Source organism: Mycobacterium paraffinicum, assembly GCF_001907675.1.
Classification (GTDB): Bacteria; Actinomycetota; Actinomycetes; order Mycobacteriales; family Mycobacteriaceae; genus Mycobacterium; species Mycobacterium paraffinicum_A.
In genome coordinates this window covers 1-15,471 of record NZ_MPNT01000037.1, presented here as the reverse complement: position 1 = coordinate 15,471, position 15,471 = coordinate 1, and the positions used below count along the sequence as shown (strand labels likewise).

Annotated in this window: 10 protein-coding genes; all 10 read right to left on the bottom strand. The window is 72.2% G+C overall.

Annotation, left to right across the window (positions count from 1 at the left end):
* Window positions 1-4: 4 nt before the first annotated feature.
* A complete protein-coding gene (locus BRW65_RS26395) occupies window positions 5-6,364 on the bottom strand; it encodes a type I polyketide synthase (protein ID WP_073879735.1) in 6,360 nt (2,119 codons plus the stop codon).
* A gap of 83 nt (window positions 6,365-6,447) precedes the next feature.
* Entirely contained in the window at window positions 6,448-7,509 is a 1,062-nt protein-coding gene (locus BRW65_RS26390; RefSeq protein WP_073879733.1) for a type III polyketide synthase, read from the bottom strand.
* Window positions 7,510-7,617: 108 nt separating this feature from the next.
* Entirely contained in the window at window positions 7,618-9,036 is a 1,419-nt protein-coding gene (argH, locus tag BRW65_RS26385) for an argininosuccinate lyase (RefSeq protein WP_073879731.1), read from the bottom strand.
* Window positions 9,033-10,241: an argininosuccinate synthase gene (locus tag BRW65_RS26380; protein WP_073879729.1), complete on the bottom strand. Its 1,209-nt coding sequence runs from the start codon at window positions 10,239-10,241 to the stop codon at window positions 9,033-9,035. The genes argH and BRW65_RS26380 overlap by 4 nt, the downstream gene beginning before the upstream one ends.
* Window positions 10,242-10,253: 12 nt before the next feature.
* A complete protein-coding gene (locus BRW65_RS26375; protein ID WP_073879727.1) occupies window positions 10,254-10,754 on the bottom strand; it encodes an arginine repressor in 501 nt (166 codons plus the stop codon).
* A complete protein-coding gene (gene argF, locus BRW65_RS26370) occupies window positions 10,751-11,677 on the bottom strand; it encodes an ornithine carbamoyltransferase (protein ID WP_073879725.1) in 927 nt (308 codons plus the stop codon). The genes BRW65_RS26375 and argF overlap by 4 nt, the downstream gene beginning before the upstream one ends.
* Entirely contained in the window at window positions 11,670-12,869 is a 1,200-nt protein-coding gene (locus tag BRW65_RS26365) for an acetylornithine transaminase (RefSeq protein ID WP_073879724.1), read from the bottom strand. The genes argF and BRW65_RS26365 overlap by 8 nt, the downstream gene beginning before the upstream one ends.
* Window positions 12,866-13,753, bottom strand: a complete 888-nt coding sequence (argB, locus tag BRW65_RS26360; protein ID WP_073879722.1) for an acetylglutamate kinase — start codon at window positions 13,751-13,753, stop codon at window positions 12,866-12,868. The genes BRW65_RS26365 and argB overlap by 4 nt, the downstream gene beginning before the upstream one ends.
* Window positions 13,750-14,982 carry a bifunctional glutamate N-acetyltransferase/amino-acid acetyltransferase ArgJ gene (gene argJ / locus BRW65_RS26355; protein ID WP_073879776.1) on the bottom strand — a complete coding sequence of 411 codons (1,233 nt, stop codon included), beginning with the start codon at window positions 14,980-14,982 and terminating at the stop codon, window positions 13,750-13,752. The genes argB and argJ overlap by 4 nt, the downstream gene beginning before the upstream one ends.
* A 56-nt stretch (window positions 14,983-15,038) precedes the next feature.
* The coding region (locus BRW65_RS26350; RefSeq protein ID WP_279627700.1) for an Asd/ArgC dimerization domain-containing protein at window positions 15,039-15,471 on the bottom strand (433 nt) is incomplete at its 5' end.

Genomic DNA, 15,471 nt, shown 5'->3' with positions numbered 1-15,471 from the left:
GGTCTCAGCGGCCGAGTTCTTCGTCGAGGATGGCAAAGAGTTGGCTTTCCGTGGCGGCATCGAGGTCGGCGTCGAGGCCCTCCGGGTCGAGGTGATCGGCGGGTCCCAGGGCGGCGAGCAGGGTGTGCAGGCGCGCCCGCAACGCCGATTTGTCGGAGGGGTCCCAGTCGGGTCGGGCGAGCAGCGCCTGCAATTCGCGGGTGACGTCGGTGAAGCGGGCCATCAGGTCGGGCCGGTCGTCAACCGGACCGGCGGACAGGTGGCCGTCGAGGTGCTCGGCCAGGGCAGCGGGCGTGGGATAGTCGAAGATCAACGTGGGCGAAAGGGTGAGGCCCGTAGCGGTTTTCAGCCGGTTACGCAGTTCGACGGCGGTGAGCGAGTCAAAGCCGAGGTCGGAGAACGCGCGGCCGGCGTCGATGTCGGCCGGGTTGGGCAGGCCCAGCACGGTCGCCGCGTTGGCGCGGACCAGGTCGACCAGCTCGCGCTGGCGCGCCTCGGGGGTCAGGCCGTGCAGGCGCGCGGTGAGACCGGTCAGCAGCGCGGTCGTGTCGACGTCGTCGACGACGCGGCGGGTGGCGCGGGCGGCCAGCTCGCTCAGCAGCGGCGGCAGCGCGGCGGCGTTGTCGGACAGGGCGACCCGATCCAGCCGCGCGGCCATCAGCACCGGGGTCTCGAGCAGCATGGCGGCGTCGAAGGATTCCAGCGCCTGCTCGGTGGACAGCGGCGCGATGCCGAGCCGGCTCATCCGGGCCTTGTCGCGCTCGCCGAGGTGCGCCGTCATCGCCGACGCTTGCTCCCACAGCCCCCAGGCCAGCGACAGGCCCGCAAGTCCATGCGCCCGACGGTGGGCGACCAGGCCGTCGAGGAAGCTGTTGGCCGCCGCGTAATTGGCTTGGCCCGGGGTGCCGACGATCCCGGCCATCGACGAAAACACGACGAACGCCGACAGATCCAGGTCCCGGGTCAGCTCGTGCAGGTGCCAGGCTCCGTCGACCTTGGCCCGCAACACCGCGTCCACCCGATCCGGGGTCAGCGAGGCGATCAACCCGTCGTCGAGGACGCCCGCCGCGTGCACCACACCGCGCAGCGGATACTGCGCCGGAATCTGCGCCAACATCGCCGCGACCGCGTCGCGGTCCGCGACGTCGCAGGCCACCACCGACACGGCGGCGCCGGCCTCCCGCAACCGGTCCACCAGCTCCGCGACCCCCGGGGCCCCGGCGCCGGCCCGGCTGGCCAGCACGACGTGGCCGACGCGGTAGCGGTCGACGAGGTGGCGGGCCAGCGCCGAACCGGCCATGCCGGTGCCGCCGGTGATCACCACGCTGCCGCCGGCCAGCCCGCCGCAGCCGCTCAGCACGGCGCCGGGCCCGGTCGGGATGGTCAGCGCGATCTTGCCGATGTGCCGAGCCTGGCTGACGAACCGGTAGGCCGCCGAAGCGCAGCGCACGTCGAAGGCCTTGAGCGGCAACGGCGTCAGGGCGCCGTCCCGCAGCAGTTCGACGATCTCGGCCAGCATCGCCGCGGTGCGATCGGGTCCGGCCTCCAGCAGGTCGAAGGCCTGGTAGCGCGCGCCGCGATGTTCGTCGGCGACGACGCGCGGATCGCGGACGTCGGTCTTGCCCATCTCGATGAACCGGCCGCCGGGGGCCAACAGCCGCAGTGACGCGTCGGTGAACTCACCGGCCAGGGAGTTGAGCACCACGTCGACCCCGGCACCGCCGGTTACCGCAGAGAACTTCTCCTCGAAGTCCAGCGTCCGCGAATCACCGATGTGGTCGTCGTCGAATCCCATGGCGCGCAGGGTGTCCCACTTGCCGCGGCTCGCGGTCGCGAACACCTCCGCGCCCCAGTGCCGCGCCAGCTGGACCGCGGCCATGCCCACCCCGCCGGTGGCGGCGTGCACCAGCACGCGCTCGCCCGCGCGCAGCCCGGCCAGCACCGACAACCCGTAGAGCGCGGTGAGAAACACCACCGGCACCCCCGCGGCCGTGACCAGCGACCAGCCTCGCGGCACCGGCGTGACCATTCGGCTGTCGACCACCGCCTCGGAACCGACCACGCCGAGCAGCCCCATCACCGCATCGCCGACCGCCAGGCCCGCCACCCCGGGGCCCACCTCGACGACCACGCCCGCGCCCTCAGCCCCCAACTGGCCGCCGCCCGGATACATGCCCAAGGCCACCAACACATCCCGGAAATTCACGCCGACCGCGGCCACCGCCACCCGGACCTGCCCGGCCTCCAGCTCCGCCCGCGGGCACGGGCCCACCACCAGGTCCTCCAGCGTGCCCCCGCCGCCCGCGTCCAGCCGCCAGCCCCCGGCCGGCAGCCGCAACACCGATCCGCCGCGCGCCGGCCGCATCCGGGCCGCGTAGGCCACGCCCGCGCGAATCACCAATTGCGTTTCGCCGCAACCCATCACGGCGCGCGCGTCCAACGATCCGTCGGAGTCGATCAACACCACCCGGCCCGGCTGCTCGGCCTGCGCCGACCGCACCAGCCCCCACACCGCCGCGCCGGGCAGGTCCGCGACGTCCTCACCGGCGAGCGCGACCGCCCCGCGGGTCCGCACCGCCAGCGTCCCGGACTCCGGATCGGCCAACCGCGATTGCAGTACGCCCAGCGCCTCGGCGGCGGCCGCGTGCACCGACCGGACCGGATCGGTGCCGTGCGCGGCCGGCTCCCACAACGTGGCGTCGGAATGCTTGTCGCTCAACGCTATCGGTGACCACGCCACCTCGAAGAGCCCCTCGGCGGGCGCGGCGACCGCCGCCAGCTGCTCGGCCGAAACCGGGCGCATTGCCAGCGAGCGCACCGACAACACCGGCAGCCCGGACCCGTCGGACAATTCCACCGACACCGCCCCGGCACCCGAGGGCGCTATCCGGACCCGCGCCCGCGGAGCGCCGGCCGCGTGCAGCGACACCCCCTGCCAGGAGAACGGCAGCAGGGTTTCGCCCCGTTCGCCGGCGACGCCGATCGCGTGCAGCGCCGCATCCAGCAACACCGGATGGATCCCGAAGCCACCGTCCTGCGCGCCGGCGTCGTCCGGCACGGCGACGTCGGCGAAGATCTCCTCCCCCCGCCGCCACATCGCGCGCAGGCCGCGGAAAGAGCGGCCGTACTCGTAGCCGCGGTCCGCCAGCCGCGCGTAGGCGTCGGCCACGTCCATGGGCGCCGCCCCCGCCGGTGGCCACACCGACAGGTCGGCGGACGGCGTCACCGCCGCCGGACGCACCGAGCCGTGCGCGTGCAGCACCCACTCCGATTGCGCGGCGGCCGAATACACCGACAGCTCGCGCCGGCCCGACTCGTCGGCGGCCCCGACCACCACCTGCACCTGCACCCCGTCGGTCGCCGGCAGCACCAACGGGGCCGACAACGTCAGCTCCTCGAGCGTCGCGCACCCGACCTCGTCGCCGGCGCGGATGGCCAGCTCCACGAACGCCGCGCCGGGGAACAACACCGTGCCACCGACGGCGTGGTCGGCCAGCCACGGCTGGGCCGCGGTCGACAACCGGCCGGTCAGCACCACCCCACCGGAATCGGGCCGCGCCACCACCGCGCCCAGCAGCGCGTGCCGCGCGCCCGCCAGTCCCAGGGTGGCCACGTCGCCCGACCCGGTGGCGCCGCCCGGCAGCCAGAAGCGCTGCCGCGCAAAGCCGTACGTGGGCAGGTCGACGCGCCGCCCGCCCAAACCGGCGACGGCGGCCCTCCAGTCCACGGGAACGCCCGCCACGTGGGCCTGGCCCGCCGACAGCCAGAACCGCTGCAGCGAACCGTCGTCGCGGCCCAGCGACGGCACCACCAATGCCGCGGCGCCGCAGTCGGTCACGGTGTCCTCGACGGCGGCCAGCAGCACCGGGTGCGGGCTGGATTCGACGAACACCCCGTACCCGGCGTCGCACGCGCTGCGCACCGCGCGCTCGAACTGGACCGTCTGCCGGATGCTGCGGTACCAGTAGTCGGCGTCCAGGCCGGCGGTGTCCAACACTTCGCCGGTCACGGTGGAGAACAACGCGATCGAGGACGATCGCGGCTCGATCCCGGCCAGCGCCTCGGCCAGCGCCGGGCGGATCGCGTCCACGTGCCGGGAGTGGGAGGCGTAGTCCACGTCGATCCTGCGGGCCCGCACGCCGTCGGCCTCGCAGCGGGTCATCAACTCGTCGAGGGCACCCACCTCACCGGACACCACCACCGCCGAAACGCCGTTGACGGCGGCGACATTCAACCGTTCGCCCCACCCGGCGATCAGATCCTCGGCCCGGGACAACCCGCACGCCAGCGACACCATGCCGCCCGCACCCGACAATTCCACCAGCAGCCGGCTGCGCAGCGCCACCACCCTGGCCGCGTCCTCCAGGGAAAGCGCGCCCGCCACGTACGCCGCCGCGATCTCGCCCTGCGAATGACCGATCACCGCGTCGGGGACGACGCCCACCGAGCGCCACAACTCGGCCAGCGACACCATCACCGCCCACAGCGCGGGCTGCACCACGTCCACCCGGTCCAACCCGGGCGCGCCCGGCGCCCCGCGGATGACGTCCACCAGCGACCAGTCGAGGTGTTCGGCGAGCGCCTTCTCGCAACGCTGCAGGTGTTCGGCGAACACGGCTGAGCTGTCGAGCAATTCGGCCCCCATGCCGACCCACTGCGAGCCCTGCCCGGGAAACACGAACACCGTCTTGCCGACCGGTTGCGCCCGGCCCACCGCGGCGCCCGCGCCCGGCGCGCCGGCCGCCACGTCGGCCAGCCCCGCGATCAGGCGCTCGCGGTCGGCGCCCACCAGCACGGCCCGGTGCTCGAACAGCGACCGCGTCGAAACCAGCGACCAGGCCACGTCGACCACCCGCAGACCCGGGTCGTCGTTCAGCCGCGCCAGGAGCCGGGACGCCTGGTTGGCCAGCGCGTCGGCCGATCGGGCCGACAGTACCCACGGCGCGGGGACGTCATCGCCCGCCGGCGTGGGGGTTTCCGCCGGCGGCTGCTCGACGATGACGTGCGCGTTGGTGCCGCTGATCCCGAAGGACGACACCCCCGCGCGGCGAGGCCGGTCCTGCGCCGGCCAGTCCCGCGCCTCGGTCAGCAGCGACACCGCCCCCGCCGACCAATCCACATGCGGCGTCGGCACATCCACGTGCAACGTCTTGGGCATCAGCCCGTGGCGGATCGCCTGCACCATCTTGATCACCCCGCCGGCGCCCGCCGCCGCCGAGGTGTGACCCATGTTGGACTTGATCGACCCCAGCCACAGCGGCTGGTCCGCCGGCCGGTCCTGCCCGTAGGTCGCCAGGACCGCTTGCGCCTCAATCGGATCCCCGAGGGTGGTGCCCGTGCCGTGCCCCTCCACCAGGTCCACGTCCGCCGTGCCGAGCCGCGCGTCGGCCAGCGCGGCGCGGATCACCCGTTGCTGCGACGGCCCGTTCGGCGTCGCCAGCCCGTTCGAGGCGCCGTCCTGGTTCACCGCCGATCCGCGCAGCAGCGCCAGCACGGTGTGCCCCAACCGCCGCGCGTCGGACAACCGTTCGAGCACCAGCACGCCGACGCCCTCGGAAAAACCCGTGCCGTCGGCGGCTCCCGCGTACGCCTTGCACCGCCCGTCGGCGGCCAGCGCCCGCTGCCGGCTGAACTCGATGAACATCGCCGGGGTCGCCATCACCGTCACCCCGCCGGCCAGCGCCAGGTCGCACTCCCCGGCCCGCAACGAGCGCGCCGCCAGGTGCATGGCCACCAGCGACGACGAACAGGCGGTGTCCACGGAAATGGCCGGCCCCTCCAGGCCCAGCTCGTAGGCCACCCGGCCCGACGCCACGCTCAACGTCGAACCGCGCAGCCCATAGCGCTCCAGATGCCCCGGCACCCTGCCCTGGCCGCCGTACGAGCCGTGGAAGATGCCGGCGAACACGCCCGTCGGCGAACCGCGCAGGGTGGCGGGGTCAATCCCGGCCCGCTCCAACGCTTCCCACGACACCTCCAGCAGCAGGCGTTGCTGCGGGTCCATCGCCAGCGCCTCGCTGGGTGCGATGCCGAAGAACGCGGCATCGAAGTCGGCCACGTCGGCCAGGAAGCCCCCGCATCGGGCATAGGACTTGCCCACCGCGTCGGGATCGGAATCGAACAGGCCCGCCAGGTTCCAGCCCCGGTCGGCCGGGAAGTCCGAGACCACGTCGCGGCCCTCGACCACCATCTGCCACAGGGCCTCGGGGGAATCCACCCCGCCCGGATACCGGCAACCCATCCCCACCACGGCGACGGGTTCGGTTGCCGCGGCCAGGTATTCGCGGGCCTCCCGTTTCAGCCGCTCGTTTTCCTTCAGGGATGCGCGCAGCGCCTTGACGAGCTCCTCGGGGTCGCTGCTCATGAGGCGCGACCCGGGCGGGAGGTCGGGGTCGTTGGTCGGTCCATCGCGAAATCTCTGAGGGGCACGAGAAGCAATGCCTTAGGTCAGTGCCAGCGCAGCAACACGAGTTCGGAACAGAAACCCGGGCCCATCGCGATCATCAGCCCGGGGCTTCCGCTGGGTGGCGGCTTGGCCAGGGTGTCCCGCAGCACGTGCAGCACCGAGGCCGACGACAGGTTGCCGATCTCACCCAGCGAACGCCAGGTCAGTTCCAGCGCGTCGGGCGGCAGGCTCAGGCTCGCGTTGATCGCGTCGATGATCTTCGGGCCGCCGGGGTGGCTGACCCAGGCGCCGATGTCGGTCGTCGTCAGCCCGTGCGCGCCGAGGAACCCGGTGACGTCCTGCTCGATGTGCTCCTGCACCACCTCGGCCAGGTCCTTGGCAAGGACCAGCTCGAATCCGGCGGCGCCGACGTCGTAACCCATGGTGCGCAGCGAATCAGGGTAGAGCGTGCTGCGCGAGTCCAGGATGCTGGGCCCGCCCGCGGCCACCTTTTCGGCACGCCGCTCGCCGACGGCGACCACCGCGCCCGCCCCGTCGGCGAACAGCGCGCTGCCGACCAGGCCGGGCAGCGACGGCTTGTATCCGGGATAGGTCAGCGAGCAGAGCTCGACCGAGATCAGGGCCGCGGCGGCGTTGGGCGCCCCGCGCAGGTAGTCGTGCAGCCGGGCGACGCCGGCGGCGCCGGCCACACAGCCCAGGCCGAACAGCGGAACCCGGCGCACGTCGTCGCGCAGCCCCAGCCGCCCGGCGATCCGGGCGTCCAGGGAGGGCACCGCGAGGCCGGTGACCGTCGTCGTGATCAGCGCGTCGAGGTCCTGCGGCCGCAGGCCGGCCTCGTCGAGGGCGCCCGAGAGGGCCTCGCAGCCGAGGTTGACGGCGTTCTCGATGAAGATGCGGTTCGCCGCGCCGAAGTCGGTCAGCGTGGGATAGCGCTCCAGCGGCAGCACCAGGTGGCGGCTGTTGACCTTGGCGCTGGCGTGCAGCTGCCGGACGATGTCTTCGTAGCCCTCGAATTCGGGGATGCTGACGAAGAAGTCGGTGAGCTCACGCTGGGAATAGCGATACGGCGGCAAGGCACCGAATACGCCGGCGACGACGCTCATTGGTCCCACCCCTTGATGACGAAGTTCTGGCTCGACAGGTTCAGCCGCATCGCTTGAGCGGGGATTCTAGTCCGGTTCAAATTTGCCGGCGCGTAAATCGAGGTCATCTCATCCCCGGCCGCCGAGCCGCGCCCTGAGCTGCTCACATTCGGCCAGCACGGATTCGAGCTGCTCGGCGACCCGGGCCGGCGCGGTCCCGCCCCGCCGGTCGCGCGAGGACACCGAGCCTTCGATCGTCAACACCTCGCGCACCTCCGGCGTCAGCTCGGGGCTGATGGCGGCCAATTCGTCGTCCGTCAACTCGTCCAGCCCGACGGCGCGCCCCTCGGCCGCGCGCACGGCGGCCCCGGCGGCCTCGTGCGCGGACCGGAACGGCACGCCCCGGCGCACCAGCCACTCGGCGATGTCGGTGGCCAGCGTGTAGCCCGCCGGGGCCAGGGCGGCCATCCGGTCGACGTCGAAGCTCAGGCTGGCGACCAGCCCCGCCATCGCCGGCAGCACCAGCTCCAGCTGGGCCACCGAGTCGAAGACCGGCTCCTTGTCCTCCTGCAGGTCGCGGTTGTAGGCCAGCGGCTGCGCCTTCAGCGTGGCCAGCAGCCCGGCCAGGTTGCCGATCAGCCGTCCGGACTTGCCGCGGGCCAGCTCGGCGATGTCGGGGTTCTTCTTCTGCGGCATGATCGAGCTGCCGGTGGACCAGGAATCGTGCAACCGGACGTAGCCGAACTCCGTCGAGCTCCACAGGATGATGTCCTCGGCCAGCCGGGACAGGTCGACGCCGATCATCGCGAAGACGAACGCGGCCTCGGCGGCGAAATCGCGGGCCGCGGTCGCGTCGATGGAATTGTCCGCGGCCTCCGCGAAACCCAGCTTGGCCGCGATCGCGTCGGGATCCAGCCCCAGCGACGAGCCGGCCAGCGCCCCGGAACCGTACGGGGACACCGCGGCGCGCTTGTCGAAGTCCACGATGCGGTCGACGTCGCGCAGCAGCGGGTGCGCGTGGGCGAGCAGGTGGTGGGCCAGCAGGACCGGCTGGGCGGACTGCAGGTGCGTCTTGCCGGGCATGATGGCCGTCGGGTGCGCGCCGGCCTGGGCGGCGAGCGCAGCCACCACCTCCAGGGCCGCGTCGGCGACCCGGCGCACCGCGTCGCGCAGCCACATCCGGAACAGGGTGGCCACCTGGTCGTTGCGCGACCGCCCGGCCCGCAGCCGGCCGCCCAGGTCGGGGCCGACCCGGTCGATCAGCCCGCGCTCGAGCGCGGCGTGCACGTCCTCGTCGGTCACCAGCGGTGTGAAGCTGCCGTCGGCCACGTCCTCGGCGAGGCTGTCCAACCCGGCCAACAGGCCGTCGCGCTGCTCGGCGGTGAGCAGCCCGGCGTGGAACAGGATCACGGTGTGGGCCCGCGACGCCACGATGTCGTAGGGGGCCAGCGCCCAGTCGAAATGAGTGGACTTGCTCAGGGCGGCCAGCGCGTCCGACGGGCCGTCGGCGAACCGGCCGCCCCACAGCGAGCCCTCGCGTGTGCTCACGCTTCGTCGGCCGCCAGGTCCCGGCGGGACGCGATCTTCGACGACAGCCCGTGCACGTAGACGAAGCCCTTGGCCATGGATTGGTCGAAGCTGTCGCCCTCGTCGTAGGTGGCCAGGTTGAAGTCGTAGAGCGACTCCGCGCTGCGCCGGCCGTTGACGGCGATGTGCCCGCCGTGCAACACCATTCGGATCTCGCCCGTGACGTGCTCCTGGGTCTTCTCGACGAACGCTTCCAGCGCGGTCTTCAGCGGCGAGTACCAAAGCCCGTCGTAGACCAGCTCGGCCCAGCGCTGGTCGGTGTTCCGCTTGAAGCGGCCCAGTTCGCGCTCCAGCGTGACGTGTTCGAGCTCGGTGTGGGCGGTGATGAGCACCATCGCGCCGGGGGCCTCGTAGATCTCGCGACTCTTGATGCCCACCAGCCGGTCCTCGACCACGTCGAGCCGCCCCACCCCCTGGGCGCCGGCGCGGCGGTTGAGCTCCTCGATGGCGCCCAGCACCGACACCGGTTTGCCGTCGATGCTCACCGGGACGCCGCGCTCGAACCCGACGATCACCTCGTCGGGGGTGTTCCAGTTGATCGTGGGGTCTTCGGTGTAGGAGTAGACGTCCTTGGTGGGCGCGTTCCAAAGGTGTTCCAGGAAGCCGGTTTCCACCGCGCGGCCCCATACGTTCTGGTCGATGGAGAACGGCGAGCGCCTGGTCACGTTGATCGGGATGGCGTTCTCCTCGGCGAACGCGATCGCCTTCTCCCGCGTCCACGCGTAGTCGCGGACCGGCGCCAGCACCTCCAAATCCGGTGCCAGCGAGGCGAATCCGACCTCGAACCGGACCTGGTCGTTGCCCTTGCCGGTGCAGCCGTGCGCGACGGTGGTGCCGCCGTGCTCGCGGGCGGCGGCCACCAGGTGCTTGGCGATCAGCGGCCGGCTGATGGCCGACACCAGCGGGTAGCGGTCCATGTAGAGCGCGTTGTTCAAGATGGTGGGCAGGCAGTAGCCCTCGGCGAACTCGTCGCGGGCGTCGACGACGACGGCTTCGACCGCGCCGCAGTCCAGGGCGCGCTGGCGGACGACCTCCATGTCCTCGCCGCCTTGGCCGAGGTCGATCGCCACGGCCACCACCTCACGGCCGGTCTCCTTACCGATCCAGCTGATCGCGACCGACGTGTCCAACCCGCCGGAATACGCCAGGATGACGCGATCTGACATGAACCAATCTCCTTATGTCGTGGTGAGGGCTTCGAGGGTGCGGGCCAGCTCGGCGCCGGTCATCGGCTCTCGGGCGGCCACGAAGACGGTGTCGTCACCGGCGATGGTGCCGACGACGTACGGTAGCGCCGCGCGGTCGATCGCGCTGGCCAAATAGTTGGCGCCGCCCGGCGGGGTGCGCAGCACCGCGAGGTTGGCGCTGGCGTCGGCCGACACCAGCAACTCGCTCAGCAGCCGGGACAGCCGCGCGGTGCCGCCGGACACCCCGCGCACCGGGCTGCCGTCCTCGGGGACGATGTAGACCCCGACGCCGCCGTCGGCGCCGCGCAGCTTCACCGCGCCGAGCTCCTCGAGGTCGCGGGACAGCGTGGCCTGGGTGACCTCGATGCCCTCGTCGGCCAGCCGGGCCGCCAGCTCGCCCTGGCTGCTGATCGACGCCGACGACAGGATCGCCACGATGCGGTCCTGCCGGCCGGCCCGGGTGGTTTCGGTGGTGGTCTTCGAGCGGGTCATCGCGACCGCTCCAGCAGCCAGACCAGCAGCGCCTTCTGGGCGTGCAGCCGGTTTTCGGCCTCGTCCCACACCACACTGGCCGGCCCGTCCATCACCGCGTCGGTGATTTCGTCGCCGCGGTGGGCCGGAAGGCAGTGCAGCACAATGGCTTCCGGGTCGGCGAGGCCCAGTAGCCGCTCGTCGACCCCGAACGGCCGGAACGGTGTGAGGCGGTCGCGCCCGTCGTCCTCCTGCCCCATCGACGTCCAGGTGTCGGTCACCAGGACGTCGGCGCCGCGTGCGGCCGCGTCGGGGTCGGCGGTGAGGGTGACCGAGGCGCCGGTGGCTTCGGCGCGCTCCGTGGCCGCCGCGACGAATGCCGGGGCGGGCGCGAAGCCGTCCGGCGCGGCGATCGTGACGTGCATGCCGGCGGTCGCCCCGCCGAGCAGCAGCGAATGGGCCATGTTGTTGGCGCCGTCGCCGAAGTAGGACATCCGCAGCCCCGCAAGCGATCCCTTGTGTTCGGTGATGGTCTGCAGGTCGGCGAGCACCTGGCAGGGATGGAAGTCGTCGGAGAGCGCGTTGACCACCGGGACCGTCGCCGCCTCGGCCATCGCCTCGAGCCGGTCCTGGCCGAACGTCCGCCACACGATGGCCTCGACGTAGCGGGACAGCACCCGCGCGGTGTCGGCCAGCGTCTCGTCGCGGCCCAGTTGGGTGCTGCGGGCGTCGACGACGACGGCGTGCCCGCCGAGCTGGGCGATGCCCACCTCGAAGGAGAACCGGGTCCGGGTGGAGTTCTTGTCGAAGAGCACCGCGACGCCGCGCGGCCCCTCCAGCGGGCGCCAGCTGAACGGGTCCTTCTTCAGTTCGGCGGCCAGCTGCAGCACCTCGGCCTGCTCGGAGGGCGACAGGTCGTCGTCGCGCAGAAAGTGCCTAGGCATGGGCGGCCTTGTCCAGGATGCCCGGCAGGGCCGCGACGAAGCCGTCGAGCTGGGCCTCGGTGACGATCAGCGGAGGGGCCAGCCGGATGACGTCGGGGGCGGCGGCGTTGACCAGGAAGCCGGCCGCGCGTGCGGCGCTTTCGGCCTCCTTGGCCCGCGGCGCGGTCAGCACCATGCCCTGCAGCAGCCCGCGCCCGCGAACGTGGTCGACCAGCGGGTGATTCAGGGATTCGATGCCGTGGCGCACCGACTTGCCGAGCACCTCGGCGTGCCGGGTCAGGTCCTGGTCCGCGATCACCCGCAACACCGCCCGCGCCGCCGCCGCGCAGATCGGGTTGCCGCCGAAGGTGCTGCCGTGCAGGCCGGGGGTCATCAGCTCCGCGGCAGGCCCGACGGCCAGGCAGGCGCCGATGGGCAGCCCGCCGCCGAGCCCCTTGGCCATGGTGACGACGTCGGGGGTGATGCCGTCGTGCTGGTGGGCGAAAAACGCTCCGGTGCGGCCCATTCCGGTCTGCACCTCGTCGAGCACCAGCAGCGCGCCGTGCCGCGAGGTGATGTCGCGGGCGGCGGTCAGGTAGCCCTCGGGTGGGACGACGACGCCGCCCTCCCCCATGATCGGCTCGAGGAACACCGCGGCGGTGGCCTCGTCGACCGCCGCGGCCAGCGCGTCGACGTCCCCGTACGGCACGTGCGTGACGTATCCGGGCAGGGGTTCGAACGGCGCCTGCTTGCTCGGCTGACCGGTGAGCGCCAGCGACCCCATCGTGCGGCCGTGGAAACCGCCCTGCGCCGCAACGAGTTTCGTGCGCCCGGTCAACCGCGACAGCTTGAACGCCACCTCGTTGGCCTCGGTTCCCGAGTTGCAGAAGAACACCCGCGTCGGCGCCCCGGCCTCGTCGGAGGCCCCCAACAGGGCCACCAGCTCCTCGGCCAGCGCGATGCCCGGTTCGCTGGCGTACAGGTTGGAGGTGTGGCCCAACGTCGCCATCTGGTGCGTGACGGCCTCGATGACCGCGGGGTGGCGATGGCCGAGGACGTTGACGGCGATGCCGCCGAGCAGGTCCAGGTAGGTGTTGCCGTCCACGTCGGTCACCACGGCGCCGTCGCCGCTGGCCAAGGCCAGCGGCGGGGTGCCGTAGTTGTTCATCATCACGGCTTCCCAGCGCTGCTTCATCGCGTTTCCTTCAGTCATGCGCTCACGACCTTGGTGCCGGTGCCCGCGTCGGTGAATAGTTCCACCAGCACACAATGTTCGACCCTCCCGTCGATGACGTGCGCGCTCGGCACGCCGGCCGTCACGGCCCGCAGGCACGCCTCGACCTTGGGGATCATGCCCGCCTCCAGCGTGGGTAGCAGTTGGGAAAGTGTGGCGGTGTCGATCTCGCTGACCAACGAGCCGCGGTCCGGCCAGCTGGTGTAGAGACCCTCGACGTCGGTGAGCATCAACAGCTTTTCGGCGCGCAGGGCCTCGGCGAGGGCCGCCGCGGCGGTGTCGGCGTTGATGTTGTGCACGACCCCCTCGGCGTCCGGCGCCAGCGTCGACACCACCGGAATGCGGCCCGCCGTAATGAGATCCAGCACGGCGGCGGTGTTGACCCGTTCGACGTCGCCCACCAGACCGATGTCGGTGGCCACGCCGTCCACGGTGACGCTGCGCCGCACGGCGGTGAACAGTTGCGCGTCCTCGCCGGTGATGCCGACGGCATAGGGGCCGTGCGCGTTGATCAGGTTGACCAGTTCGCGGCCCACCTGGCCGAACAGCACCATCCGCGCCACGTCCAGCACTTCCGGTGTGGTGACCCGGAATCCGCCCTTGAAGTCGCCCTCGATGCCCAGGCGGCGCAGCATGGCGGTGATCTGCGGGCCGCCGCCGTGCACGACGACCGGCAGGATGCCGCAGTTGCGCAGGAAGGCCATGTCGGCGGCGAACGCGTGCCGCAGCGTGTCGTCGGTCATGGCGTTGCCGCCGTACTTGATGACCACGACCTTGCCGTAGAGCTGCTTGAGCCAGGGCAGCGCCTCGGCCAGCACCTGAGCCTTGACCGCGGTGGACAGCTCTCGAGTGTCGACCGTCACGAGCTGTAGGCCGAATTCTCTTCGACGTACGCGTGCGACAGGTCGGTGGTGCGGACGGCGGCGGTGCCGTCGCCGACCCCCAGGTCGACGGTGATGTCGATGTCGGCGCCCGACAGGTCCGCCTGGCGCGCGCCCGGCGCCCCGACCCCGTCGACGCACACGGCAAAGCCGTTGAACGACACGGTGATTCGGTCCGGGTCCAGCGTCACCGGGGCCATCCCGACGGCCGCCAGCACCCGGCCCCAGTTGGGATCGGACCCGAAGACCGCGGTCTTGACCAGGCTGTCGCGGGCGATCACGCGCGCGGCGGTCAGCGCGTCGTCCTCGGAGGCGGCCCCGGTCACGGTGACGATGACGCGCTTGGTGACGCCCTCGGCGTCGGCCTGCAGCTGCGCGCACAGGTCGTCGCAGACCCGCAGCACGGCGTCGTCCAGATCGGCCTGGCTCGGCGTGATTTCACTTGCCCCCGACGCCAGCAGCAGAACGGTGTCGTTGGTCGAACAGCTGCCGTCGATGTCCAGCCGGTCGAAGGTGCGCGCGGTGGCCCGGCGCAACGCCTGGTCGAGCGCGGCGGACTCGACGGCCGCGTCGGTGGTGAGCACGCAGAGCATGGTGGCCAGCGAGGGCGCCAGCATGCCCGCGCCCTTGGCCATCCCGCCGACGGTCCAGTTGCCCGCGTGGTGCAGCGCAACCTGTTTCGGCACGGTGTCGGTGGTCATGATCGCGCGCGCGGCCTCGTCCCCGCCGCTCAGCCCGCCGGCCATGTCCTGCACGATCGCCCGCACCCCGGCCAGCACCTTGCCCATCGGCAACCGGTCACCGATCAAGCCGGTGGAGCACACCGCGACCTCGATGGCCCCGGTCTCGGTTCCCCAGTCCGACAACGCGGCCGCGACGGCCTCGGCGGTCGCGTGGGTGTCCTGAAAGCCCCCCGGTCCGGTGCAGGCGTTGGCGCCGCCGGAGTTGAGGATCACCGCGCGCAGGGCGCCGGTGGCCAGCACCTGCTGGGTCCACAGCACCGGCGCGGCCTTGACCTTGTTGCGGGTGAACACACCGGCGGCCGCGTAGTCGGGGCCCTCGTTGAAGACCAGGGCCAGGTCGCGGTTGCCCGACGCCTTGATGCCGGCGGCGATGCCGGCGGCCCGGAACCCGGCCGGCGCGGTGACGCCCTGTTCGCGCACCAAGCGCGCCTCGGCTGCTACGACAGATGGCGCCGCTCTCCCCCGCAAGCGGGAGGTACCCCCACCGACCCCGGCTGCGCCGGCGTCATCGTCGCCGGCGCGAGTCACGGCGCGACCCCGACCACCGAAAGGCCTTGCGCCTCCGGCCAACCCAGCGCCAGGTTCATCGCCTGCACCGCCGCTCCGCCGGTGCCCTTGACCAGGTTGTCGATGGCGGCGATGGCCACGAACGTCTCGGCGGCCTCGTCTACCGCGACCGCGATGTGCGCCGCGTTGCTGCCGATCACCGAGCCGGTGCGGGGCAGCTGGCCCTCGGGCAGCAGGTGAACGAAAGGCTCCGCGTCGTAAGCCTTTTCGTAGGCGGCCCGCAGCTGCGACAGCGGCGAACGGGTGCGCGCGGTGCAGGTGGCCAGGATGCCGCGCGACGTCGGGATCAGCACCGGGGTGAACGACACCGAGACGTCGCGGTTCGTGACCGCCCGCAGGCCCTGGGCGATCTCGGGGGTGTGCCGGTGGGCCCCGGCGATGTTGTAGGCC

Excerpts from the sequence above, each read along its gene's own strand:
- BRW65_RS26390 (WP_073879733.1), bottom strand. The coding sequence starts at position 7,509 with ATGAGCGTCGTCGCCGGCGTATTCGGTGCCTTGCCGCCGTATCGCTAT.
- argF (WP_073879725.1), bottom strand. The coding sequence starts at position 11,677 with ATGCCTAGGCACTTTCTGCGCGACGACGACCTGTCGCCCTCCGAGCAG.
- BRW65_RS26395 (WP_073879735.1), bottom strand. The coding sequence starts at position 6,364 with ATGAGCAGCGACCCCGAGGAGCTCGTCAAGGCGCTGCGCGCATCCCTG.
- BRW65_RS26375 (WP_073879727.1), bottom strand. The coding sequence starts at position 10,754 with ATGACCCGCTCGAAGACCACCACCGAAACCACCCGGGCCGGCCGGCAG.
- BRW65_RS26380 (WP_073879729.1), bottom strand. The coding sequence starts at position 10,241 with ATGTCAGATCGCGTCATCCTGGCGTATTCCGGCGGGTTGGACACGTCG.
- BRW65_RS26365 (WP_073879724.1), bottom strand. The coding sequence starts at position 12,869 with ATGACTGAAGGAAACGCGATGAAGCAGCGCTGGGAAGCCGTGATGATG.